Source organism: Solibacillus sp. R5-41 (genome assembly GCF_002736105.1).
Taxonomy (GTDB): Bacteria; Bacillota; Bacilli; order Bacillales_A; family Planococcaceae; genus Solibacillus.
Genome location: NZ_CP024123.1, coordinates 2,944,189 through 2,967,710, shown reverse-complemented (window position 1 = coordinate 2,967,710; position 23,522 = coordinate 2,944,189). Strand labels below are relative to the sequence as shown.

23 protein-coding genes are annotated in these 23,522 nt (G+C 38.6%); 21 read left to right on the top strand and 2 right to left on the bottom strand.

Annotated elements, in window-relative coordinates:
- The first annotated feature begins 9 nt into the window (after nt 1-9).
- The 12 genes from CSE16_RS14665 (at nt 10) to CSE16_RS14610 (ending at nt 14,226) form a co-directional block, all read left to right on the top strand.
- Nucleotides 10-1,203, top strand: coding sequence for an MFS transporter (locus tag CSE16_RS14665; RefSeq protein WP_099424593.1), 1,194 nt, complete (start codon nt 10-12; stop codon nt 1,201-1,203).
- An 88-nt stretch (nt 1,204-1,291) separates the two neighbouring features.
- Nucleotides 1,292-1,636 (top strand): hypothetical protein, encoded by a 345-nt coding sequence (locus tag CSE16_RS14660; protein WP_099425849.1) that lies wholly within the window; start codon nt 1,292-1,294, stop codon nt 1,634-1,636.
- 72 nt (nt 1,637-1,708) lie between these two features.
- Nucleotides 1,709-3,244: a tRNA (N6-isopentenyl adenosine(37)-C2)-methylthiotransferase MiaB gene (gene miaB, locus CSE16_RS14655; RefSeq protein WP_099424592.1), complete on the top strand. Its 1,536-nt coding sequence runs from the start codon at nt 1,709-1,711 to the stop codon at nt 3,242-3,244.
- Complete coding sequence (locus CSE16_RS14650) at nt 3,241-3,675, top strand: YlbF/YmcA family competence regulator (RefSeq protein WP_099424591.1); 435 nt, start codon at nt 3,241-3,243, stop codon at nt 3,673-3,675. Before miaB ends, CSE16_RS14650 begins: the two co-directional genes overlap by 4 nt.
- 288 nt (nt 3,676-3,963) lie before the next feature.
- Nucleotides 3,964-6,165, top strand: coding sequence for an EAL domain-containing protein (locus CSE16_RS14645; RefSeq protein ID WP_253896095.1), 2,202 nt, complete (start codon nt 3,964-3,966; stop codon nt 6,163-6,165).
- A 160-nt stretch (nt 6,166-6,325) separates the two neighbouring features.
- Nucleotides 6,326-6,895 (top strand): outer spore coat protein CotE, encoded by a 570-nt coding sequence (gene cotE / locus CSE16_RS14640; protein ID WP_099424590.1) that lies wholly within the window; start codon nt 6,326-6,328, stop codon nt 6,893-6,895.
- A 323-nt stretch (nt 6,896-7,218) separates the two neighbouring features.
- Complete coding sequence (mutS, locus tag CSE16_RS14635) at nt 7,219-9,819, top strand: DNA mismatch repair protein MutS (RefSeq protein ID WP_099424589.1); 2,601 nt, start codon at nt 7,219-7,221, stop codon at nt 9,817-9,819.
- Between the two features lie 13 nt (nt 9,820-9,832).
- A complete protein-coding gene (gene mutL, locus CSE16_RS14630; protein ID WP_099424588.1) occupies nt 9,833-11,716 on the top strand; it encodes a DNA mismatch repair endonuclease MutL in 1,884 nt (627 codons plus the stop codon).
- A gap of 24 nt (nt 11,717-11,740) precedes the next feature.
- Nucleotides 11,741-12,661 (top strand): alpha/beta fold hydrolase, encoded by a 921-nt coding sequence (locus tag CSE16_RS14625; protein ID WP_099425847.1) that lies wholly within the window; start codon nt 11,741-11,743, stop codon nt 12,659-12,661.
- Nucleotides 12,651-13,550, top strand: a complete 900-nt coding sequence (miaA, locus tag CSE16_RS14620; RefSeq protein WP_099424587.1) for a tRNA (adenosine(37)-N6)-dimethylallyltransferase MiaA — start codon at nt 12,651-12,653, stop codon at nt 13,548-13,550. Before CSE16_RS14625 ends, miaA begins: the two co-directional genes overlap by 11 nt.
- A gap of 76 nt (nt 13,551-13,626) precedes the next feature.
- Nucleotides 13,627-13,854, top strand: a complete 228-nt coding sequence (gene hfq / locus CSE16_RS14615) for an RNA chaperone Hfq (protein ID WP_099424586.1) — start codon at nt 13,627-13,629, stop codon at nt 13,852-13,854.
- A gap of 69 nt (nt 13,855-13,923) precedes the next feature.
- A complete protein-coding gene (locus tag CSE16_RS14610; protein ID WP_099424585.1) occupies nt 13,924-14,226 on the top strand; it encodes a rhodanese-like domain-containing protein in 303 nt (100 codons plus the stop codon).
- A gap of 71 nt (nt 14,227-14,297) precedes the next feature.
- Here CSE16_RS14610 and CSE16_RS14605 read toward each other — a convergent pair whose 3' ends face one another.
- Nucleotides 14,298-14,912 (bottom strand): trimeric intracellular cation channel family protein, encoded by a 615-nt coding sequence (locus tag CSE16_RS14605; RefSeq protein WP_099424584.1) that lies wholly within the window; start codon nt 14,910-14,912, stop codon nt 14,298-14,300.
- 120 nt (nt 14,913-15,032) lie between these two features.
- On the opposite strand from CSE16_RS14605, the gene CSE16_RS14600 reads away from it, so the two are divergent.
- The 6 genes from CSE16_RS14600 (at nt 15,033) to CSE16_RS14575 (ending at nt 20,623) form a co-directional block, all read left to right on the top strand.
- On the top strand, nt 15,033-16,280 hold the full coding sequence (locus tag CSE16_RS14600) for a methionine gamma-lyase family protein (RefSeq protein WP_099424583.1): 1,248 nt from the start codon (nt 15,033-15,035) through the stop codon (nt 16,278-16,280).
- 143 nt (nt 16,281-16,423) lie between these two features.
- Nucleotides 16,424-16,810 carry a MerR family transcriptional regulator gene (locus CSE16_RS14595; protein WP_099424582.1) on the top strand — a complete coding sequence of 129 codons (387 nt, stop codon included), beginning with the start codon at nt 16,424-16,426 and terminating at the stop codon, nt 16,808-16,810.
- Between the two features lie 55 nt (nt 16,811-16,865).
- Nucleotides 16,866-18,200, top strand: coding sequence for a type I glutamate--ammonia ligase (glnA, locus tag CSE16_RS14590; RefSeq protein WP_099424581.1), 1,335 nt, complete (start codon nt 16,866-16,868; stop codon nt 18,198-18,200).
- 211 nt (nt 18,201-18,411) lie between these two features.
- Entirely contained in the window at nt 18,412-18,954 is a 543-nt protein-coding gene (locus CSE16_RS14585) for a 5' nucleotidase, NT5C type (protein WP_099424580.1), read from the top strand.
- Between the two features lie 145 nt (nt 18,955-19,099).
- Nucleotides 19,100-19,852 carry a prepilin peptidase gene (locus CSE16_RS14580; protein WP_099424579.1) on the top strand — a complete coding sequence of 251 codons (753 nt, stop codon included), beginning with the start codon at nt 19,100-19,102 and terminating at the stop codon, nt 19,850-19,852.
- A gap of 78 nt (nt 19,853-19,930) precedes the next feature.
- On the top strand, nt 19,931-20,623 hold the full coding sequence (locus tag CSE16_RS14575) for a gamma-glutamyl-gamma-aminobutyrate hydrolase family protein (RefSeq protein ID WP_099424578.1): 693 nt from the start codon (nt 19,931-19,933) through the stop codon (nt 20,621-20,623).
- 47 nt (nt 20,624-20,670) lie between these two features.
- Here the strand turns inward: CSE16_RS14575 and lexA are convergent, their stop codons facing one another.
- The gene (lexA, locus tag CSE16_RS14570) at nt 20,671-21,291 is read right to left on the bottom strand and encodes a transcriptional repressor LexA (RefSeq protein ID WP_099424577.1); all 621 of its coding nucleotides are present in this window, start codon (nt 21,289-21,291) and stop codon (nt 20,671-20,673) included.
- Nucleotides 21,292-21,460: 169 nt separating this feature from the next.
- On the opposite strand from lexA, the gene CSE16_RS14565 reads away from it, so the two are divergent.
- The 3 genes from CSE16_RS14565 to CSE16_RS14555 all read left to right on the top strand — a co-directional run bounded on the left by CSE16_RS14565 (nt 21,461) and on the right by CSE16_RS14555 (nt 23,502).
- Nucleotides 21,461-21,799, top strand: a complete 339-nt coding sequence (locus CSE16_RS14565) for a cell division suppressor protein YneA (protein WP_253896274.1) — start codon at nt 21,461-21,463, stop codon at nt 21,797-21,799.
- Nucleotides 21,786-22,442, top strand: a complete 657-nt coding sequence (locus CSE16_RS14560; protein WP_099424575.1) for a YneB family resolvase-like protein — start codon at nt 21,786-21,788, stop codon at nt 22,440-22,442. Before CSE16_RS14565 ends, CSE16_RS14560 begins: the two co-directional genes overlap by 14 nt.
- A 331-nt stretch (nt 22,443-22,773) precedes the next feature.
- On the top strand, nt 22,774-23,502 hold the full coding sequence (locus tag CSE16_RS14555; RefSeq protein WP_099424574.1) for a glycosyltransferase: 729 nt from the start codon (nt 22,774-22,776) through the stop codon (nt 23,500-23,502).
- Nucleotides 23,503-23,522: the final 20 nt, after the last annotated feature.

The window sequence follows — 23,522 nt, the reverse complement described above, 5'->3', positions numbered from 1 at the left end:
GGTGTTTCTATGAAAAAGTTGCTGCAACAGGGCCAAATTATGGTTCTACTCATACTGGTAGGTCAGTTTTTTACCGCGTTTGTTGGCAGAAGCTTAAGCCCTTTCATGGTATATATTGGAGATGACTTAGCGTTAACAAAAATGCAGTTGGGCTTGTTTCCAACTGCACTTTTTATTGGGCAATTTTTGGCGACGATGCCGATTGGCTATTATTCGGATCGTGTGAATACAAGAAAGTTGATACTTGTGTTAATGAGCGTAGTTGCAGGAAGCTTTTTAGTTTTTGCGTGGATGGATAATTTTTACCTAGCCTTTTTTTGTATTTTAGTTGCTGGGCTCGGTTATGGTGGGATGCATCCTGTAACAAATAAACTACTTGTATATGAATTTCCGGTATCCAAATTAACATTGCCGATGGGCGTGAAACAAATGTCGATTACGCTTGCTTCTGCAGCCATCAGTATTTTACTTCTACCGTTAGCGATGTTTATTGGGTGGAGATGGACGGTCACATTGGCGGTGCTTGTACTCGTTATTGTCTGTTTCATTAGTAGTTATTTTTTTAGCCGCTTACCGTGGATAGAGAAGCCAGTCCAATCTAAAGAACCGCTTTGGTCACAGGTAAAATTATTAAATCGATCCAAAATGCTGTTTTTTACAAATAGTTCGGCCTTTATTTTAATGGGTGTTCAAATGACATTTAATACTTTTTTAATATTGTTTTTAGTCGAAACGAAAGACTGGACAATTTATGTAGCGGGTCTTTGTCTCGCATTATCAGAATTATGTGGAGCTGCTGGTAGGGTATTATGGGGAGTCATTAGTGATCGTCTATTTGCGGGCAATCGATGGCTTGTCCTGCTAGGTATTACAATCATTAGCTCAGTAAGTTTGATGGGCCTTTATTTAACTCAATCGGTTGTATTAATTGTCATATTCATCGCATTCATTGGATTTGCGTTGTCAGGTTTTAATGGTATTTGGATGATGCTCGCAGTGGAAAGTGTTGACCGCTCATTAAGTGGTTTCGCGAGCGGCTATAGTGTAACTGTTGCCTCGATTGGTGTCTTTTTAATTCCCCCACTTTTTGGTTATTTCATCGAGCAAGGTGGCTACGGATTAGCAGGTCTCTTTATGACGAGCTTATTTTTCCTTTGTGCACTTCTAATGATTTACGCGATGCGGCACTTTAAGGGAGTATAGGAGAGGACGAGGGAGTTTTTCAATGTATTCCAGCGCAAACTTTGTTACAGTAGTCAGTGTACAAGTCATAGCAAAATGGGGAAATGCAATGTCTAATATTATTAATTTTCTTCAATATAAAAATGAACAGCTTGAAATACAGCTAGAAGAATTATTCCAACGTAGGAATTCACCACATGATAAACTGGATTCATTATTACAAAACAAGAACTTACAGTTAGAGGATCATAAGTTATTTTTGGCGTTTCTTGCTTATTTAGAAGAACAGCAACTGGATGCGCAACTTGTTTTTAAAGATGTATTAAAACTACCAAAACATCAATTTGAGGCGAAATACGCAATGAATTGGTCACAAGTAATAAAGTTAAGTGTCACATTTCTTACAATTTTGCGTACAAATGACCCACAAAGCTATAAACAATTAGTTGACTAAGCTTGTCGGAACATAGGGACATTCGCTATAATGATGAAATGAGTGAACAAGAAAGAAAGGGGCTAATTGTCGATGAACGAAGAACAACGACTAGCCAGTCAACAAGTAAAGCAACCACAACAAGAAAAAGACTATAGTAAATATTTTGAGAAAGTGTTTACTGCTCCTTCATTAAAAGATGCGAAAAAACGTGGGAAAGAAGAAGTGAAGTACCACAAAGATTTTGATATTGAAGAGAAGTTTTTACATATGGGGGAAGGGCGTAAATTTTACATCCGAACATATGGCTGTCAAATGAATGAACATGATACAGAAGTAATGGCGGGTATTTTCATGCAGCTTGGCTACACATCTACTGAGCAGATCGAGGAAGCGGATGTTGTGCTATTAAACACATGTGCGATTCGTGAAGGTGCGGAAAATAAAGTATTTGGTGAGCTCGGCTTCTTGCTTAAATATAAACGACAAAATCCAGAAATGTTAATCGGTGTTTGTGGATGTATGTCACAAGAAGAATCTGTTGTCAATCGTATTTTAAAACAGTACCAACATGTCGACATGGTTTTCGGTACGCATAATATTCACCGTTTACCACATATTTTAAACGAAGCGTACATGTCTAAAGAAATAGTCGTAGAAGTTTGGTCAAAAGAAGGCGATGTGATTGAAAACCTTCCGAAAAAACGTCTCGGTTCGATTAAAGCTTGGGTGAACATCATGTACGGCTGTGATAAATTTTGTACATACTGCATTGTACCGTATACGCGTGGAAAGGAACGTTCTCGTCGACCAGAAGAGATTATTCAAGAAGTGCGAGAACTCGCAGCGCAAGGTTACAAAGAAATTATGCTACTTGGACAAAACGTCAATGCATACGGAAAAGATTTTGAAGATGTAGAATACCGTTTAGGCGATTTGATGGAAGCGATACGAAAAATTGATATTCCACGTATTCGTTTTACGACGAGTCATCCGCGCGACTTTGATGATCATTTAATCGAAGTGCTAGCAAAAGGCGGCAATTTGGTTGAACATATCCATTTACCAGTTCAATCGGGCTCTAATGAAATTTTAAAAATTATGGCGCGCAAATATACGCGTGAGCATTTCCTACAATTAGTAGAGAAAATTAAAACAGCAATACCGAATGTAACATTGACGACAGATATTATCGTTGGTTACCCAAATGAAACAGAAGAGCAATTCCAAGAAACGCTCGATTTGTATCGTGAAGTAGGTTTTGAAATGGCGTTTACGTATATTTATTCGCCTCGTGAAGGAACACCCGCTGCTAAAATGACGGATAATGTGCCGGATGAAGTGAAAAAGGAGCGATTACACCGTCTAAATAATGTCGTCGCTGAATTTTCTGCAAAGGCATTAAAAGAATTAGAAGGACAAATTGTTGAAGTGCTTGTAGAAGGTAGCAGTAAAAGACGTGATGATGTGCTTGCAGGATATACGCGCAAAAATCGACTTGTTAACTTCAAGGCAGATCCGAAATATATCGGACAACGCGTGCTTGTGAAAGTAACAGAAGCAAAAAGTCATTCATTATTAGGTGAATTTGTGGAAGAAGTAAAAGAAGAGGTGGGATTAGCAAAATGACAAAATTATATTCTAAAGATGAAATCGTAGAAAAAGCCAGAGAAATCGCCCATATGATTGCCAACACAGAAGAAGTAGAATTTTTCAAAAAGGCTGAGGAGCAAATTAACGAAAACCAATTTGTTCGTGAAAAAATCGCTTCATTAAAAACGCTTCAAAAACAAGCAGTTAACTTCCAGCACTTAGGGAAGGAAAAAGCATTAAAAATGATTGAAGGAAAAATTACAGGAATTGAAGAGGAAATTGATTCACTTCCGGTTGTCCAACAATTTAAACAATCACAAACAGATGTGAATGAATTATTGCAACTTGTTTCGAATGCCATTGCAAACAACGTAACTACTGAAGTCATTGAAAATACAGGTGGCGACGTTTTAAAAGGCGAAACAGGCTCAAAAGTAAGAAACAGCGTACCAGGATCTTGTTCATAATAAACTGTTATATAAAAGCAGCTCTCAATGGAGGGCTGTTTTTATTTTTTCTTTCACCGAAAAGACGTCGAGTAGCAGAATTTTAGCTGAAAATGCCGCGCCTTTAACCAATTATACCGAGGTATAATTGATTTGAAGTATGTTTTTTATTTGTTAAATTATAAAGTAAATTTGACTAGAAATTTGAAAAAAATGTTATAAAACAGTGAAAAATGTATATTGTTCTATCGTAATTAATAGATAATTTTGCTATAATTCATAAAAAATGGATTCTACTAGGAAGGACTAATGGAAATGTACAAATATTACAATCAAAACTTCGACAAGGATGACATGTATTTTTGGTTGTGTCAGATGGCTAGGCAATTTGATTCGGCTGTTGTAGTAATCAATCCAGCAAAAGACAATGTTATAGATTTTGTGAATCATGTCTTCACGCGCATGACTGAATACAGTGATTTAGAATTAATTGGTAGAAAATTAAATATTTTACATGGTCCATTAACAGATGTCCTAAATGAAGAAGCCATTCAAGAATGTATAGAAAATGGTCTATCGTTTAAAACATCTTCGTTCCATTACCGGAAAAATGGTTCTGTATTTTGGAATGAAGTGACGATTTTACCTCTAAAGGATCTAAATGGCGTACTTCAATATTGTCTTTTAATGATGAATGACGTGACCGATACTATGAATGTGGAAACACTAGTAGAGCTAGAAAAAGCAGTTTTTTTCAGTTTAGAAAAAGGGGATTCCATCGACTATGTTTTAGGTGAGATTTGCAACCATGTAAAAGAGACATTTAGAAAACAATGTTACTGTACCATCCTTTTGTTAAATGAAAATAGAAAAGTAAAAAATATTCATGGTGATTTATCAAAAATATTAAAAGAATCCGATTATCAAGCTTTCTTTATTGGCAGCGAGAATCGGGATTATGCGTCAAGTTTTGATAAACATGCCACTTTTATTAAAAATATAAAAACAACGAAATATTATGAGGAATTTAAGAGTTTAATTGATGAAAAAAATATTGTGTCATATTGGAGTCAACCGATTTTTAATAAAGAAGAGGAAATTATCGGTTTATTTATGATTTATTCGGATCAAGAAATGGACCCTCAAGCGACTGATTATAAATTGATAAATAATATTGCTCCCATTATTACGTTAGCGGTCAATTATTATAAGCAAAAAAACGCGATTCATTCGCTTGCCTTTTTTGATTCTGCAACGGGTCTGAGCAATTTTGAAGGCTTTAAAACGAAGATGATGAATCAATGGGACGCGAACCGTGACGACGGTTATGTGTATATTGTTGAGCCTGGAGAATATCAAAAAATTGTTGATTTATATGGCCGAAAAGGTGGCGACGAAATATTAAAAAAGATAGCCACCCGATTACAAAGTGTTCTTTCATCGCATGAAATACACGTAGCGCGTTATACAAACTCGGCGATTATAATTGCTTCTAAACTTAAAATTAGAGAATTGCAATTTAAACAATCCGAATTGGATCAGCTAATATTTGAGCCCTACTGCATTGATAAAAAAGAGGTGTTCGTCACATTGAAAGTGGGTACCTCTAAGTTTTGCCAAGAGACATCGATTCATCAGGCAATTCGCCAAGCTGATACGGCCCTGTCAAACGCGTTAAAAAGTGTCGGCACGGTCATTAAGAAGTTTGAAGTGGAACAAGTGGAAACCGTAGCGAAGGAAATGAATGTACTAGCAAATATTGCAATGGGTTTAAGGAAAAATGAGTTTGTGCCAATGCTTCAGCCAAAAGTGGATATACAAACAGGTGAAATTGATAGCTTTGAAGCTTTGGCTCGCTGGATTTCTCCTAAACTTGGTTTTGTATCTCCTGCATTATTTATCCCAGTGGCAGAAAATACAGGGAATATTACTAAAATAGACCGTGCTATTTTTAAAAAAGTTTTAGAATGGCAAAAACGCAGAAAAGATGCCGACTTAACTATGTACCAAGTATCGGTGAATATTTCACCAAGTCATTTCTATCACCCGACATTTGTGGAAAATTCTATTGAGATAATTGAAAAGTATGGGATTGATCCGAAGTATATTAAATTTGAAATTACCGAAAGTATTGAATTGGATAATGTGAGGCGTGCGAAGAAGATCATTAATGATCTGAAGGAGTATGGCATCGCAACGTCTATTGATGACTTCGGTGTCGGGTATTCATCATTGAGCTACTTGCGGGAACTCCCATTTGAAGAAATTAAAATCGATAAAAGCTTTGTCGATAATTTAGCCGACCCGCGTATGAATGCGGTTATTAGAACGATTATTCATCTTTCCAGAAACTTAAATATGCGTTGTGTTGCAGAAGGCATTGAAACCGAGGAGCAGCATAAAGAGCTCCAGCAACTCGGCTGTAACAGCGGGCAAGGCTATTATTATTACAAGCCAATGCCGCTTCAAGAAGTCGACGAATTATTACAAAGAAATCCAGCTGTCCATTAAAGGGTGGGTTTTTTTCGCCAAAAAGGGAGTTCCCTCTATATAGAAGTCAACTGCGAGAAGGCGGTTGTTTATGATTTTGCTATTCCATTAGGATTATTTCACCCTTTAGGCAACAGCCGCATACACTATTTCGAGTAGTTAAAGAAAGGGGAGATTTTCGGTGAAGCGTTTACGTCAAATTGTGACGAGAGCCGTGATTGCCAAAGGAAAAAAGCGTACGGAATGTTGCGAAACGCTCTGTCCACCGAATGCGCCGACGAGTATTCTCGGCTGTTGGGTAATTAATCATCACTATCAAGCAAAACGAATTGGGAAGTATGTTGAGGTTTCAGGGAAGTTTGATGTCAATGTATGGTATGCGTATCATAATCATTCTAAAACGGCGGTATTTACTGAAACAGTTTCATATAAAGACCGTATTAAGCTAACATTCCGAGACGATGATTGTAAAGATTCAGATGATGTGAAAGTTTGTGTATTGCAACAACCAAACTGTATTGAAGCGGTTATTACAAAGCATGGGGATAAAATTAACGTCAAAATTGAACGAGAATTTTTAGTGGAGATTATTGGGGAAACGACGGTTGTTGTGAGCGTGCACCCAATCGATTGCGAAGATGACTGGAAGTTTGACGAAAGTTCGACACAATCATGTTCTTCAAGCTCATCATCGTCCTCATGTTCATCTAGTTCGCCGGATTATCCATGCGAATCCTCATCGTCCTGTTAAAAGGATTTGGCAAAATTTAATTAGCGCGAACACCTTGCTCAAAGCTTATTATCAGCTTGAGCTTTTTTTATCTTTATTCAGTGTGCGTTAAACGCCCACTGAATAAAGATAAAGCCCCTGACGCAATTACGCCGAGGCGTAATTGATTGCGCAAGGAAGGAAAATTATTTCACAAGTGGTATAATAGCAGATACAAGTTTATCTTCATTCAGAGCATATTCTTATTAAGAATGCGCGCATTGTCACAACATCTGAATGATCAACATCCTAATGGCCCAAGCCTTTAGCAGATGTCACAGATTTTGAAGTGAGGGAAATTAAGAATGACAACATATACACCAATGATGCTCCAATATTTAGATGTAAAAAAAGATTATCAAGATGCCTTCGTATTTTACCGATTAGGCGATTTTTATGAATTATTTTTTGAAGATGCGGTAAAAGCATCGCAGCTTTTAGAAATTACATTAACTGCACGCGCTGGTAATACCGACAACCCGATTCCCATGTGCGGCGTGCCGCATCATGCTGCGCAAGGTTATATTGAAACGCTTGTAGCAAAAGGATTTAAAGTAGCGATTTGCGAGCAGACGGAAGATCCTAAACAGGCAAAAGGTGTTGTGAAACGAGAAGTTGTACAGCTTGTGACGCCAGGTACAATTATGGAAGGAAAAGCACTTGATGGAAAAACGAATCACTTTATCGCAGCCGCTGAAAGTTTATCCGAAAATGAGATGGCATTTGCTTATTTAGATATTTCAACGGGTGAAGCGAATGTGTCATTAATTGAAGGGCATGTGAAAGAATTAATTCAGCAACTTCAAGCCTATGCAATAAAAGAAGTCATTGTCACAGAGCAATTGCAGCTAGAAATTGCGGATTATGCCATGAATGCTGGTATTGTTGTATCGCTGGAAGAGATGGAAATGGATGAGGAACGTGCTGTACAATATGTTCAAAATATCCCAAACTCGTTACAAGCGGTTGCAAAGCGATTACTCCAATATGCGGAAAGAACTCAAATGCGTTCTTTGTACCATATTCAAGCATTTACTTATTTAGAAGAAAAAACGACATTAAAAATTGATACGAATTCAAAACGCAATTTAGAGCTCATTCAATCGATTCGTGGTGGCGATTCAAAAGGGACACTTTTATGGCTATTAGATGAAACGGTAACAGCAATGGGCGGACGTAAATTAAAGCAATGGTTGCACCAGCCGCTTGCCAAAAAAGCAGCTATTGAAGCAAGACAGGAAGTTGTGACGGAATTACTGGAAGAGTTTTTTGTTCGTGAAGAGTTACAGCAACTTCTAAAAAATGTGTATGATTTAGAACGTTTAGCTGGGCGAGTTGCATTTGGTTCGGTAGGCGGTCGTGATTTGGCGCAGCTGAGAGAATCGTTACGCCAAGTGCCAGCGATTCAAGAAAAACTCGTGCAAAGTGGTCGATCGCAATTAGTTCAATTGGGCGAAAATTTCGATTTATGTCAGGATGTAGAAAAATTGCTGACGGATGCGATTACAGACCATCCGCCGATTTCGATTAAAGAAGGGGATGTTATGCGAGATGGCTTTAATGAACAGCTCGATCAATACCGTGACGCCTCTCGAAACGGCAAAGACTGGATTGCTCAATTAGAGCAAAAAGAGCGTGAATTAACTGGCATTAAAAATTTAAAAATCGGCTATAACCGTGTTTTTGGCTACTATATTGAAATTACGAAATCGCATTTAAGCAATACCGATTTATCACGCTTTGAACGAAAACAAACTTTAGCTAATGCTGAGCGATTTATTACAGAAGAGTTAAAAGAAAAAGAGGCGCTTATTTTAAATGCAGAGGAGCAAAGCTTAGCGTTAGAATATGATTTATTCGTCACTTTACGTGAACAGTTAAAAATGTACATTCCGCGTGTACAAGCTTTGGCTGCACAAATTAGTGAGCTTGATGTGTACATGAGTTTTGCGAACGTAACTGATAAATATCGTTTTACGAAGCCGGTATTTCATGAAGGCCGCGCACTGAAAATTATCGAAGGGCGTCACCCTGTTGTAGAAAAAATGCTCAATAAGCAAAGCTATGTACCGAATGACTGTTTATTATCAGAACAAAAAAATATGATGCTCATTACGGGACCGAATATGTCGGGTAAAAGTACGTATATGCGACAAGTAGCACTCATTGTCGTGCTCGCACAAATGGGCTGTTACGTACCGGCACAAGAGGCGGTATTACCGATTACTGATCAAATCTTTACACGAATTGGCGCAGCGGATGATTTAGCTGCGGGTCAATCTACGTTTATGGTCGAAATGATTGAATCACAACATGCCATTACCCATGCAACGAAAAATAGTTTAATGCTGTTCGATGAAATTGGGCGCGGCACATCGACTTATGACGGGATGAGTTTGGCGCAAGCGATGATGGAATATATTCATACTGAAATTGGCGCGAATACGTTATTTTCAACGCATTATCATGAGTTAACGGATTTAGAAACGCAATTAGACCGTTTGCAAAATGTTCATGTAAGTGCGACGGAGCAAGATGGTCGTGTTGTATTTTTACACAAAGTAAAGAACGGTGCAGCAGATAAAAGTTACGGCGTACACGTGGCAGAACTGGCCGAAATGCCCCAGCCGATTTTACAGCGAGCAAGAGCATTATTAGCGGAATTTGAGGCGAAGGATGCGCGACAAGCAACTGTAAAAATTGAGGAACAGCCTGCGTTCGCGCAAACGGTTCAAGAGCCTGTGGAGCAACTAACATTATTTCAAATGGCAGATGCCCCAGCTATATCGGAAGCGGAACAACAAGTGCTCGAAGCCATTTCGAAATTAAATGTAATGGGCACAACACCGATGCAAGCCATGACCGTTTTATATGAATGGCAACAAAAGCTTTTAGACAATAAATAAGGAGGGATGCCGGATGGGGAAAATTCATATTATGGATGAATGGTTATCCAATAAAATTGCTGCCGGGGAAGTAGTAGAACGTCCTTCATCGGTCGTTAAAGAGCTGGTCGAAAATGCGATTGATGCACATAGTACGTCGATTGAAATTTTCCTCGAAGAAGCAGGATTAAGCTCCATTCAAGTCGTGGATAATGGCAGCGGGATGGATGAAGAAGATGCGCTCAAATCCTTTTCCCGTCATGCAACTTCCAAAATTGAAAAGGAACAAGATTTATTCCGAATTCGTACACTTGGCTTCCGCGGGGAGGCATTAGCATCGATTGCATCCGTTTCGAAATTTACGCTGCGTACTTCGGATGGTGAAGGGGGTGTCCACCTTTATTTAGAAGGGGGACACTTGAAGGAGCATCAACCGACATCATTAAGAAAAGGGACGGATATTACGGTGGCGCAACTGTTTTTTAATACGCCTGCGCGCTTAAAATATTTAAAAACGATTCAAACGGAACTGGGACATACAATTGATTTTGTTAATCGTATTGCGCTTGGGTATCCTACGGTGGCGATTAAACTTGTTCACAATGGGCAAACGTTACTACAAACAAATGGGCGCGGACAAGTGCAGCAAGTGTTAGCCGCGATATACGGGACGCACAACGCAAAAAAGATGATTGCCTTTGAAGGAACCAATCAAGATTATAAAATTCATGGTTTTGCTTCCTTGCCAGAGGTGACACGCGCATCGAAAAATTATATGTCGTTATTTGTGAACGGTCGTTGGGTGAAGCATTACGTCATTCAAAAGGCGATTACCGATGCCTACCATACATTTTTACCAATTGAACGCTTTCCAATCGTGTTACTTTATGTGGAAGGGGACCCGCAATTAACGGATGTGAATGTGCACCCAGCCAAGCATCAAGTACGGTTAAGTAAAGAACCAGAGCTGCTAAAATTAATTGAAGATACGCTACGTCAAACGATTCGCGACGTCATTCGTGTGCCGCTCGCTGAAAAGATAGAAAAACCTGTGCGAGTACCAGGCGAGCAAATGAACTTATGGAATCCTTCGAAAACCTCAGCCGCAACATTGGATGAAACGAAGATGGATGAACTTGTTGAGCGTTTAACAAATGAGCAACAATCTGTCGTGAAGGAACCATTTGCCCCAGCCCCATACTATGAGCAGGTAGAACGACCAAAATCTTCTGAAACAGTTGGATCGCCCTACATGACACAGGTGAAGCCGATTCCAAATGAACCGTTCCAACATGAAATCATCGAAGAACAGCTAGCCGAAACACCTAAGCAACCATTCCCGCAGTTAGAAATTGTTGGTCAAATCCACGGGACATATATCGTAGCGCAAATGGAGGATGGCTTTTATTTAATCGATCAGCATGCTGCGCAGGAACGGATTAAATATGAATATTTCAAAGAGAAGGTTGGAGAGGTGAACGCAAATGAGCGACAAGCGTTACTCATGCCGCTAACTTTCCATTATGCTGCGGACGAGGCACTCATCTTAAAAGAGTCTATGAGTGCGCTTGAAGAAGTAGGTGTGTTTTTAGAAGAGTTTGGGCATGCCTCGTTTGTCATTCGCGAATATCCAACGTGGTTTCCAAAAGGTGAGGAACAAGAAGTCATTGAAGAACTCATTGAACAAGTGTTAAAAACGAGGAAAACGGATATTAAGAAATTACGAGAGGCCGCGGCCATTATGATGAGCTGTAAAAAATCAATTAAAGCCAATCATTTTCTTGATAAAGAACAAATGGAGCGCTTACTAACGGATTTACGAGCAGCGGAAAACCCATTTACTTGTCCACATGGGCGACCGGTATTAGTTCATTTCACAACATATGAAGTGGAAAAAATGTTTAAACGTGTGATGTAAGCAAAAAGGAAAGGGTGAAAAATGTTGGATAAAAAAACATGTTATTTACAAATGAGTGATGGGCACGAAGTATTTGTCACAACGTATATACCTTCTGAGAAAGCGATCGGACATATGCATATTTTGCACGGGATGGCAGAGCATTCAGCACGTTATGAACATTTTGCTGAATTTTTATGTGACGAAGGCTATTCCGTGTCGATGCACGATCATCGCGGACATGGTGCAACAGCGGAACAAAATGGTCAATTTGGTTTTTTCGCCGAGGAGGATGGATTTGAGCGTGTTGTAAGGGATGTTTTTGAAGTGATTGAATCGCTACGACAACAGCTGGACATAAAATCGCTCACGTTATTTGGACATAGCATGGGCTCGTTTATTGCACGCCGCTTTATCCAACAATATAGTTATTTGCTCGACAACGTCATTTTAAGTGGGACAGGTGCAGTCAAACCGCTTCATTTAGCAGGGAATGTTTTAGCAAAGCAGCTTGTAAAAGTAAAAGGCGCGACTGTGGAAAGTCCCTTATTAGATAAATTAAGTTTTGGCAATTTCAATAACAAAATTGAAAACGCAAAAACGTCATTTGATTGGCTTTCAACTGATGAGGAACAAGTACAAAAATATATTCAAGATGAAAAATGTGGATTTATTGCAACGACACAATTTTTCGCAGATTTAACAGATGGCTTATTAATGCTCAATAAAGTCAGTGAAAATTCAAGAATCCGCCCATCCTTACCGATTCTTTTAGTGAGCGGAAGTGAGGATCCAGTAGGGGATGCAGGAAAAGGTGTCGTTCAAGTGGGGCAACAGCTTCAAGAGGCAGGATTAGAAAAAGTTAAGGTGTATCTCTTTGAAGGGAAGCGCCATGAAATTTTAAATGAGCGCAACAAAAAATATTCTTATGAAATGATCGTACGGTGGTTAAAAGATGGAAAATAAGTTAGACGTAGTGGCAATTATTGGCCCTACCGCATCAGGAAAGACAGCACTAAGCATCCGTTTAGCTAAGGAAATGAATGGTGAAGTAATTAACGGCGATTCAATGCAAATTTATAAACGAATGGACATTGGAACAGCTAAAATTACGGAGCAGGAAATGGACGGAATACCGCACCATTTATTAAGTTTTAAAGATCCAACTGATAGCTTTTCGGTGGCGGATTATCAGCAACTTGTTCGAGAAAAAATGGCAGAAATTCAAGCACGTGGGAAACTGCCAATCATAGTTGGGGGAACGGGATTATATGTCCAGTCTGTGATCTATGATTTTCAGTTTACGAAGCAAGAGGTGAATGAGGAAGCGCGCAGTAAATATTACGAAGAATTAGAACAGCTTGGCCCGGAAGTAATGCATCAAAAATTAGTACAAATCGATGCAGCTGCGGCAGCGCAAATTCACCCGAATAATACAAGAAGAGTCATTCGCGCCCTTGAAATGGCGGAATTAGCAGGTGTTTCTCGAGCGGAAGACCAGTTTAATCGTGGGGATGTGGCCTTATACAATCATTTAATTATCGGGATGGACATGGACCGTGAAAAGCTGTATGAACGCATTAATTTACGAGTGGGTCTCATGCTCGAAGCGGGCTTAGTGGATGAAGTACGCGCGCTTTACGACGATGAAATTCGCGATGTCCAATCGATTAAGGCGATAGGTTATAAGGAAATGTATGCTTATTTTGATGGTTTACTGACGTTAGAAGAAGCGACCGAACAAATTAAGCAAAACTCACGACGCTATGCAAAAAGACAATTGACGTATTTTAGAAATAAAATGGATGTTCAATGGATTGGCAATGATTGGGATAAGGTGCAAAGTTTTTTCTAATTCATGAAGGAAAGTACACTACGCTTGCCGAATGTTTATTATGTAATGAATAAATATAGAAGAGGGGAGTACTTTCATGAAAACGATTAATTTACAAGATACATTTTTAAATAGTTTACGAAAAAATAATATTTTTGTAACCGTCTTTTTATTGAATGGTTTCCAATTAAAAGGCATCATAAAGTCTTACGATAATTTTACCGTTTTATTAGATTCAGAAGGAAAGCAACAATTGATTTATAAGCATGCTATCTCAACATTTATCCCTGCAAAACCAGTAACGCTCGGAGCTGACGAAGAATAAAAGTTCGCAGTTTGTCGTTGTATCACTTATAATGACAATTGAAACTGAAGTATGGGGGTATTTTATAAAATGAAAACATTAACAACAGATGAGTTATTAAACTTACTAGATGCCAATGAAGATTTACATGTCATTGATGTACGCGAAGATTTTGAAGTGGAAGAAGGCATGATTCCAGGGGCAGTACATATTCCATTAGGCTCGATTCCGGAAAGTACAGCACAATTAGATGCGTCAAAACCATATATTGTCGTATGCAAAGGTGGCGTGCGTAGTGCCAATGCATGTGAATATTTAGCGGCTCAAGGATTCGATGTAACGAATTTGGAAGGCGGAATGCTTGCATATGATGGCGAGCTAGAATTTAAATAATCTTTCAAGAAAAAAGCACAATGGCGAGTGTGAAATGAATCGCTATTGTGCTTTTTTGCGTACAAATAAATTCAAGGATTCCGTATGGATTGAATTTTTCGGCGCGGTAAATGCCAACCATATGTATAGGATAAAATGCGCAATATTGTAATGATGATAAAAAGTGCGAATAAAAAGAGGTCCCCGGTCAATAATTCAAGCCCAATAATCAGTCCCGCACTCGCCGCCCAAACGCCGTATATTTCATGATGAAGAACAATTGGTTTTCTTCCAGCGAGTAAATCTCGAACAATCCCTCCGCCAGCACCGGTTAAGACAGCTGCAACAATGACCGCACCTATAGGCAAATCGAGTGAAACGGCATGCATAGCCCCTTGAATGGCAAAAGCCGATAATCCAATGGCATCGGTAAAATTCCCCCAACGGTTCCAATGTTTAATTAAACGATTGGGAATAATGAAGAAAATCGTAATGGCAGCTAGCGCAATTTGGAACATCATTTCCTGACTCCATAACGTAGAAACGGGTAGCCCAATTAATATATTTCGAATCGCGCCTCCACCAAATGCCGTAACAATTCCTAAAATATAAACACCAAAAAGGTCATATTCTTCCTCCATTGCGACGATTGCCCCCGAAATAGCGAATGCAACGGTACCAATGACACTAAAAACCTCCCAAGCCATTGTGATCCCCCTATCATCTAATAATCATGAGAATAGCAGTTTTTCAACATTCCGTCAAAATACATACGCATTCATGTATAATGGGAAGGATATAAAAAGTTAAGAATGGAGATAGTTACAATGGCATTTCAAACAAAATTAACAGATGAAACACTTGCTCTTGCTACACGCATGGAGGAAAAAGTGTTTGGTTATCATAAAAAAGTGGATGAACGGGCATTTTTCAATCAGCAAAAGGTATTGGCTGCATTTCGCAATAATCAAGTAAGTGATTTTCACCTGCATCCTTCAACTGGCTATGGCTATGATGACGAAGGACGCGATAATTTAGAGCGTGTGTATGCCGAAGTATTCGGAGCAGAAGCCGCAATTGTCCGCCCGCAAATTATTTCAGGAACACATGCGATTACATTAAGTTTATTCGGTGTATTACGTCCTGGAGATGAGCTCGTTTACATTACTGGAAAGCCTTATGATACGTTGCAATCTATTGTTGATGGTGGCGAGAAGGATACAGGCTCACTAAAAGACTATAAAATCGGCTATTCACATGTGGATTTAATTGATAATAAAGAAATTGATTGGCATGGTGTTCGTCAAGCGATCAACGACAACACAAAAATGGTCGCCATTCAACGTTCAAAAGGATATGCAAGCCGCCCTTCATTTACAATAGAAGACATTCGCGAAATGGTTAAAAAAATTCGCGAAATCACACCGCAAGCAATTATTTTTGTGGACAACTGTTATGGGGAATTTGTTGAAACATTGGAACCAACAGAAATAGGTGCCGATTTAATGGCGGGTTCTTTAATTAAAAATCCGGGTGGTGGTTTAGCTAAAATTGGTGGCTATATTGCCGGACGCGCGGATTTAGTAGAAAAATGTGCGTATCGCATGACGTCTCCAGGCATTGGGGCAGAGGCAGGCGCAACATTAAATACGTTAGCTGATTTTTATCAAGGTTTCTTCATGGCGCCTCATATTGTTGCGCAAAGTTTAAAAGGGGCGATCTTTACAGCGGCAATGCTTGAAGAGTTAGGAATGACAACTGCGCCTCATTTTAGTGAACAGCGTACCGATTTGATTCAGTCCGTGTCATTCCAAACAGCGGAGCAAATGGTGGCGTTTTGTCGAGAAATTCAAGCTGCTTCGCCAATTAATGCCCATTTCGCACCGGAACCAGCGTATATGCCAGGTTATGAGGATGATGTCATTATGGCAGCCGGAACGTTTGTCCAAGGGTCGAGTATTGAGTTAACAGCAGATGGCCCAATCCGCCCACCGTACACAGCGTTTATTCAAGGCGGCTTAACGTATGAGCATGTAAAATATGCGATTTGTTTAGCTGTTCAAACGTTGAAATAATCTCATGAAAAAAAGACCAACTTTTGCTACTATTTACATGGATTTTCTACTTAGAAAAAACTCATGTTAGCTTTCCTTACACAAAATTGACAATGGAATTTACATGTTTTATTATAAATCGTAAGTAAGGAGGATGAATTCATGTGAGTAGTGAAATCCGGCGCACGATGCCGTTATTGTCGATGAGTATTGTTATGCAATTAACTGATTTAACAGCAAGGCAAATTCGCTACTATGAAGAACATAATTTAATTCAGCCTCACAGAACAGCAGGAAATCGACGCATGTTTTCATTAAACGACGTAGATATTTTATTGGAAGTAAAAGACATTCTAGAGCAAGGCGTGAACATGGCAGAAGTCAAAAGGGTGTTCGCAAAGAAAAATGAATCCGCAACAAAAGCTGCCAATAAAGAAATATCGGATTCAGAGCTTCGTGAAATAATGCGTGAAGAGAGGCGTCAAGCTAATCGCATGCAAAAAACGTCCATTCGTCAAGGGGATTTATCACGTTTTAACAGAAATGTGTAAATTATAGAGCCACCGAATTTTCGGTAAAGAAACCATTTTAGGAGTGTGGAACACAGTGGGAAAATATACAAAAGACGATATTAAACGTCTCGTACAAGAAGAAGAAGTGAAATTTATTCGTTTACAATTTACGGATATTTTAGGAACAATCAAAAATGTTGAAATTCCAGTTAGTCAATTAGATAAAGCATTAGATAATAAAATGATGTTTGATGGTTCTTCAATTGAAGGTTTCGTTCGTATCGAAGAGTCTGATATGTATTTATACCCTGATTATGATTCATTTATGATATTCCCTTGGACAGCTGAAAAAGGCAAAGTAGCACGTTTCATTTGTGATATTTATAATCCAAATGGTACACCATTTGCGGGTGACCCACGTAACAACTTAAAGCGCGTATTAGAGGAAATGAAAGAGCTAGGTTTCACAGATTTCAACTTAGGACCTGAGCCAGAATTCTTCTTATTCAAGTTAGATGCTAAAGGTGAGCCAACTTTAGAAGTAAATGATAACGGTGGCTATTTCGACTTAGCGCCAACTGACTTAGGTGAAAACTGCCGTCGTGACATCGTTTTAGAGCTTGAGGAAATGGGCTTTGAAATTGAAGCATCTCACCATGAAGTAGCACCTGGTCAACACGAAATTGACTTCAAATATGCAGATGCGATTACAGCATGTGATAATATTCAAACATTCAAGCTAGTTGTTAAAACAATTGCTCGTAAGCACGGTTTACATGCAACATTTATGCCAAAACCATTATTCGGTGAAGCAGGTTCAGGTATGCACTTTAACGTTTCATTATTTAAAGGTAAAGTAAATGCGTTTTATGATGAAACAACTGAACTAGGCTTATCTGAAAGTGCAATGCAATTCATGGCAGGTATTTTAAAGCACGTACAAGGTTTTACAGCGATTACGAATCCAACAGTCAACTCGTATAAACGTTTAGTACCAGGCTATGAAGCACCATGTTACGTAGCATGGTCAGCACAAAATCGTTCACCACTTATTCGTATTCCATCTTCTCGTGGTATATCAACTCGTGTTGAAGTACGTTCAGTTGACCCAGCAGCAAATCCATATTTAGCGATGGCTGTTATTTTAGAAGCAGGTCTTGAAGGAATTCGTCAACAATTAACACCACCACCAGCAATCAACCGTAATATCTACGTGATGACTGAAGAAGAGCGTCAAGCAAATGGTATTGATAACTTACCGTCAGCATTAGATGATGCATTAGCATTACTTGCAAAAGATAAAGTGATTCAAAAAGCATTAGGTAGTCACATTTATGCGAACTTCAAGGAAGCAAAAGAAATTGAGTTCGACATGTACCGTTCAACTGTTCACCAATGGGAACGCGACCAATATTTAAAAATGTATTAAGAAGAAAGCGTTGGGGCTACTTGGCCTCAACGCTTTTTATTAATTAATGCCCACATGACTATTCTTCATTACCCACAAGTTCGTTTCTTTTGTAAAAAATTTCTTGAAATGTATCTGTTGTTTTATAAATTGTAAAAAGGTAAGGGAATTACTTGTTTCCTGTCTGCTTGTTGATTACACTTTAACTAGGTAGAAAGAGGAGGGTGTTTTGTTGAAGAAAAGTATTGCGATTGATATGGACCAAGTGTTAGCCGATTTTTATAAAAAGCTACGTGCTACATACAATGAAAACTTTGGCACAAGTTTTACTGATGAAGAATTTTTACTTACAACACAGCGTGACTTACCAAAAGAGGACGCTAAAAAATTGTTTGAGCTCATAAATGAACCAGATTATTTCCGTGATTTAGAGTTGCTAGATCCGGATGCGATTGAGGTTATTCAAGAGCTTCAAGAGCATTATGAAATTTTCATCGCAACCGCAGCAATGGATGTCCCAGGTTCGTTTAATGCAAAATACGATTGGTTAATGCAATATTTACCTTTTTTGAAAACACAAAATATCGTCTTTTGTGGAAACAAGGCAGTCATACATACTGATTATTTAATTGATGATAGCCCAGACCAGTTAGCCGCGTTCAAAGGTACAGGTATTATGTATGCCATGCCTTATAATGCAACAGTAGAAGGTTTTGAGCGGGTGAATAACTGGCAGGAAGTTCGAGCATATTTTATGGGGCAAGTGAATCAATAGTAATTCGAATTATTATTTAATACGAGATGAAGTAAATGCATTTACAGTGGTGCATTCAAATACTGTAACGGTAGACATATAAGTGACACCTTTTTATTATGAAGCTAATAAAAGTACGAGCGGAACTTAGATAGGAGCGTTGCATATGGAGATTACATATACGATTTTTGCCTTCATTTTTGGTGCTGTCTTCGGCTCTTTTTTCAACGTGGTCGGTTTGCGGGTACCTAAAAAAGAGTCCATTATTTCTCCAGGGTCCCATTGCACAAACTGCCAACGTCAACTAACAATAATCGACCTCATTCCTGTTTTTTCGTTTGTATTATTGCGCGGGAAATGTCGGGGCTGTGGTGTGCGTTATTCGCCAATTTATATGATAACAGAGCTTTTAACAGCTAGTTTATTTGCCTTTTCGTATTGGATAATTGGTTGGCAGTCAGAGTTAGCCGTGGCACTATTATTTATTTCGTTACTTATGATTATTACTGTTTCTGATATTGCGTATATGATCATTCCGGATAAAGTATTATTATTTTTCCTTCCATTATTAATCACTGCGCGCGTATTTTCACCACTCGAACCATGGTGGGATAGTTTAATAGGGGCAATAATTGGGTTTGGTATTTTATTATTAATTGCAGTCGTGTCAAAAGGAGGCATGGGCGGGGGAGACATTAAATTGTTTTTCGTCATCGGCCTTGTCCTTGGTACGGTACAGACGCTATTGACGCTCTTTTTAGCGGCGATGATCGGCATGGTGGTGGGTATCATCATCTTAAAAATCCGTAAAAAGGGCAGAAAGACACCTGTCCCATTTGGACCTTCCATCGCACTCGCTGCAATCATTGTCTATTTTTACGGCGAACCGATTTTACAGTGGTATGGATCATTATTTTGATGGGGTAATATTTAAATGTTCACACAAATCTGATAATTAGTGGTATGCTACGATTATCACATTTTTGGGAGGACAATTATGAAACCTGTTATTGGCTTAACGATGCATCCTGTTGAAGGTAAAAAAGAGATTAATAATACATACATTAATGCAATTAAAAAAGCAGGTGGCACGCCCATTTGTTTGCCGGTTATTAACGAAGAAAATATCGAGCAAGTACTTGATATCGTGGACGGTGTTGTATCAATTGGTGGTTATGATGTGAATCCTTTAATATTTGGGCAAGAACCCCATTTTAAGCTCGGTGTCGTCATTGATGAACGGGATAAAAGTGACATGCTTATTATGAAACGCGCATTTGAACGGGAAATACCGATTTTAGGCATTTGTCGTGGTGAGCAAGTGATGAACGTGGCATTTGGTGGGACATTATATCAAGATATTGATACACAAGTGGAAAACGTATTGAAACATACACAAGTTTCGCTGCGCCATGAAGTTACGCATACAGTGGAGCTCGAGCCATCAAAGCTGCAACAAATTGTTGGGGCGGCCACGATTTTAACGAATTCATTCCACCATCAGGCTATTGATGCAGTGGCGGATGGATTTATTATCAATGCCCGTGCAAAAGACGGTGTCATTGAAGGGATTGAGCATCCAACGCATCCGTATTGTATCGGTGTCCAGTGGCATCCAGAAGGGCTTGAAAATGATGCACCATCTGACAAACTATTTAAAAGTTTTATAGATGCTTCTACAAAGAAATAAAAGAAAAAGCAGCAAAACGTTACGATACGTTTTGCTGCTTTTATGTTTTAATGCACGTTGCGGTATAATCCAACGACTTTTCCAAGAATCGTTACTTGGTTGACGATAATTGGCTCCATTGAACTATTTTCAGGCTGTAAACGGAAATATGTTTTTTCTTTATAGAAGCGCTTAACCGTTGCTTCATCATCTTCCGTCATAGCCACAACGATTTCACCGTTACTTGCTGTAGAACTCTTTTTAACAATCACGTAATCACCATTTAAAATACCAGCTTCAATCATAGATTCTCCCATAATTTCAAGCATGAATAATTCATCCTCAGAAGAACCGTATGTATCGGGTAGCGGGAAGTATTCCTGAATATCTTCAATAGCAGAAATAGGGAGGCCAGCAGTCACTTTTCCGATTAGTGGAACATGAATGACGCCTTGTTTTGGTATTGTGGAGTCTCCTTGTTCAAGAATTTCAATGGCACGCGGTTTTGTCGGGTCACGACGAATAAGTCCTTTACTTTCTAAACGAGCTAGATGCCCATGGACAGTTGAACTTGAAGCTAAACCAACAGCTTCACCGATTTCTCGGACAGATGGTGGATAGCCTTTTGTACGAACTTCATCTTTTATAAAAGCTAAAATGGCTTCTTGTCGTTTTGAAATTTTTGTCAACGCTCTCACCTCTTATATAAGTAGATTTATTAAATTAAGTATACCAGTATGCGAACAAGAATGCAAACATAGGTTCTAAAAGAGGTTGACAAAAACGTACGTTCGCATTAATATATAGAACATGTATTCCGAACGTATATTCTAAAAGGGGCGAATTATTTTGGGTAAAATGAAGTTAAATAGCTTTGTATCAATGTTTTTCTTATTTTCAATTATTCTTATTGCATTTATTTTTGTAAAAGATGAACACATTACTGCATACGAACACATTACAATCGAACAAGGGGATACTTTATGGTCGTTAGCAGGGCAATATAGTGGTAAAATGACAGAGCATGAGTGGATTGTTGCGGTAAAAAAGGAAAATGCGTTACGCGATGAAAAAATTGTTAGTGGGCAACTTCTTTTGGTGCCCATCGTAAAAAACTCTAAATATATCGTAGGGCTATCTGAATCACCAGAAATACATATTATTAAAGTAGCGAGTGAAAATAATGAATCAAAATAAAGCAGTCATTTATTGTCGTGTGAGTACCGACAAATCTACACAAGAAACATCTTTAAAACGACAGCAAGAAGAACTGACTCGGTATGCATTGTCACATGAATTTGTAGACCTTCAAGTGTTCAGCGATCAACAGAGCGGGTATGAGGTCGACCGAGATGGCTTGCTCGACATGCTTGATTATATGAAAGCGTACGACATTAAAGCGTTATTTGTTCAAGATGAGACACGTTTAGGGCGTGGGAATGCGCGAATGGCGGTTCTACACCTTATTCAAAAACAGGAGGCAACTGTTTATTCGTTAAATGATGCAGGTCCATTAGCGTTAAATGAAATGGATACGATGCTACTGGAAATTTTGGCAGTTGTTGAAGAATACCAGCGCCGTATGCATAACGCTAAAATTCGCCGTGGCATGCGCCGAGCTGTTGAGAATGGGTATAAGCCGGAAAAAAACTTAAAAAACAGAGGCAATCAAGAAGGTAGAGAGCGTAAAGAAGTGCCAATCGAAGAAATTGTGAATTTACGTCAAAAAGGGTTAACATTTTTAGAAATCGCCAATATGTTAACGGGACTTGGCTATCAGGTGAGCAAGGCGACCGTCCATCGACGTTATATTGAACATATCGACAGACTTGAAGAGTAAACACTTGCTCTTCAAGTCTTTTTTTTAGCGGATTTTTAGCTAAACATCTGGAAATTATCTTAACTGGCATTTTTTGCATGGATATGGCGTAAACCTTGCACAATGATAGCTAGTAGTTTCACAATTTTTGTGTCACGTCTGAAATTATGCTTTTACTAAGGAGATAGGTTCTCCTGATGACTCATCATATTGAAACTAACTTAATAAAATGTTGCGAAATTTGTAACTAAATATGCCGAAAATTGGTAGTTTTTATTAATAAAAAATTCGATTAGCTGCATATAATTTAGTTATGACATTGTTACAACAATTCGAAGAGGAGGAATGAAGTATGACAGAAAATATTAAGTTTTCTATTATTATTCCTGCACACAATGAAGAAAAATATATTGGAAAATGTTTGGATTCAATTGTAGCGGCTTCAAAAGGATATACGAATCAAGTTGAGATTATTGTTGTATTAAATCGATGTACAGACAAAACAGAAGAAATTGCAAAATCGTATCATTGTATTACATTGAAAAATGAAGATAAAAACTTATCTAAAATCCGTAATGCGGGTGCTGCACTAGCAAGTGGCGAAGTAATTATTACTATAGATGCAGATACCCAAATGTCAGTGGACCTATTGTCTAATGTAGAGCGGTTATTAACCTCCGGGAATTACATAGGCGGTGGTGCAAACGGGAAGTTTGAAAGAATGTCTCTTGGAATTGTCGTTTCTGCCTTGTTACTTATTGTCCCTTTACTTTTCAAGTATGGAGCCATTTCAGTGGGTATTTTTTGGTGCTATAGAAAAGACTTTATGGCAATCAATGGCTTTAATGAAAATATGCTTATGGCCGAAGATGCCGATTTCGCCAAACGGCTAAAAGATTACGGAAAGAAAAGTAACAAAAAGTGGGGCACTATAAAAAATGGCATGACTACTTCCTGTAGAAGGTTTGACACATATGGAGACTGGGTATTATTGGAAAACCCAAAAGTAATACTAGCCTATTTAAATGGATCTGATCAAAACTATGCAAATAAAACATATTATGATAACCAGGAAAGATAATAGACCGGTTTGAATAAAAT

Bases quoted from the DNA above. Each gene is read 5' to 3' on its own strand.
- CSE16_RS14665 (WP_099424593.1), top strand. From the start codon at position 10: ATGAAAAAGTTGCTGCAACAGGGCCAAATTATGGTTCTACTCATACTG.
- CSE16_RS14660 (WP_099425849.1), top strand. From the start codon at position 1,292: ATGTCTAATATTATTAATTTTCTTCAATATAAAAATGAACAGCTTGAA.
- miaB (WP_099424592.1), top strand. From the start codon at position 1,709: ATGAACGAAGAACAACGACTAGCCAGTCAACAAGTAAAGCAACCACAA.
- CSE16_RS14650 (WP_099424591.1), top strand. From the start codon at position 3,241: ATGACAAAATTATATTCTAAAGATGAAATCGTAGAAAAAGCCAGAGAA.
- CSE16_RS14645 (WP_253896095.1), top strand. From the start codon at position 3,964: ATGGAAATGTACAAATATTACAATCAAAACTTCGACAAGGATGACATG.
- mutS (WP_099424589.1), top strand. From the start codon at position 7,219: ATGACAACATATACACCAATGATGCTCCAATATTTAGATGTAAAAAAA.
- mutL (WP_099424588.1), top strand. From the start codon at position 9,833: ATGGGGAAAATTCATATTATGGATGAATGGTTATCCAATAAAATTGCT.
- miaA (WP_099424587.1), top strand. From the start codon at position 12,651: ATGGAAAATAAGTTAGACGTAGTGGCAATTATTGGCCCTACCGCATCA.
- hfq (WP_099424586.1), top strand. From the start codon at position 13,627: ATGAAAACGATTAATTTACAAGATACATTTTTAAATAGTTTACGAAAA.
- CSE16_RS14610 (WP_099424585.1), top strand. From the start codon at position 13,924: ATGAAAACATTAACAACAGATGAGTTATTAAACTTACTAGATGCCAAT.
- CSE16_RS14605 (WP_099424584.1), bottom strand. From the start codon at position 14,912: ATGGCTTGGGAGGTTTTTAGTGTCATTGGTACCGTTGCATTCGCTATT.
- CSE16_RS14600 (WP_099424583.1), top strand. From the start codon at position 15,033: ATGGCATTTCAAACAAAATTAACAGATGAAACACTTGCTCTTGCTACA.
- CSE16_RS14580 (WP_099424579.1), top strand. From the start codon at position 19,100: ATGGAGATTACATATACGATTTTTGCCTTCATTTTTGGTGCTGTCTTC.
- CSE16_RS14575 (WP_099424578.1), top strand. From the start codon at position 19,931: ATGAAACCTGTTATTGGCTTAACGATGCATCCTGTTGAAGGTAAAAAA.
- CSE16_RS14565 (WP_253896274.1), top strand. From the start codon at position 21,461: ATGAAGTTAAATAGCTTTGTATCAATGTTTTTCTTATTTTCAATTATT.
- CSE16_RS14560 (WP_099424575.1), top strand. From the start codon at position 21,786: ATGAATCAAAATAAAGCAGTCATTTATTGTCGTGTGAGTACCGACAAA.
- CSE16_RS14555 (WP_099424574.1), top strand. From the start codon at position 22,774: ATGACAGAAAATATTAAGTTTTCTATTATTATTCCTGCACACAATGAA.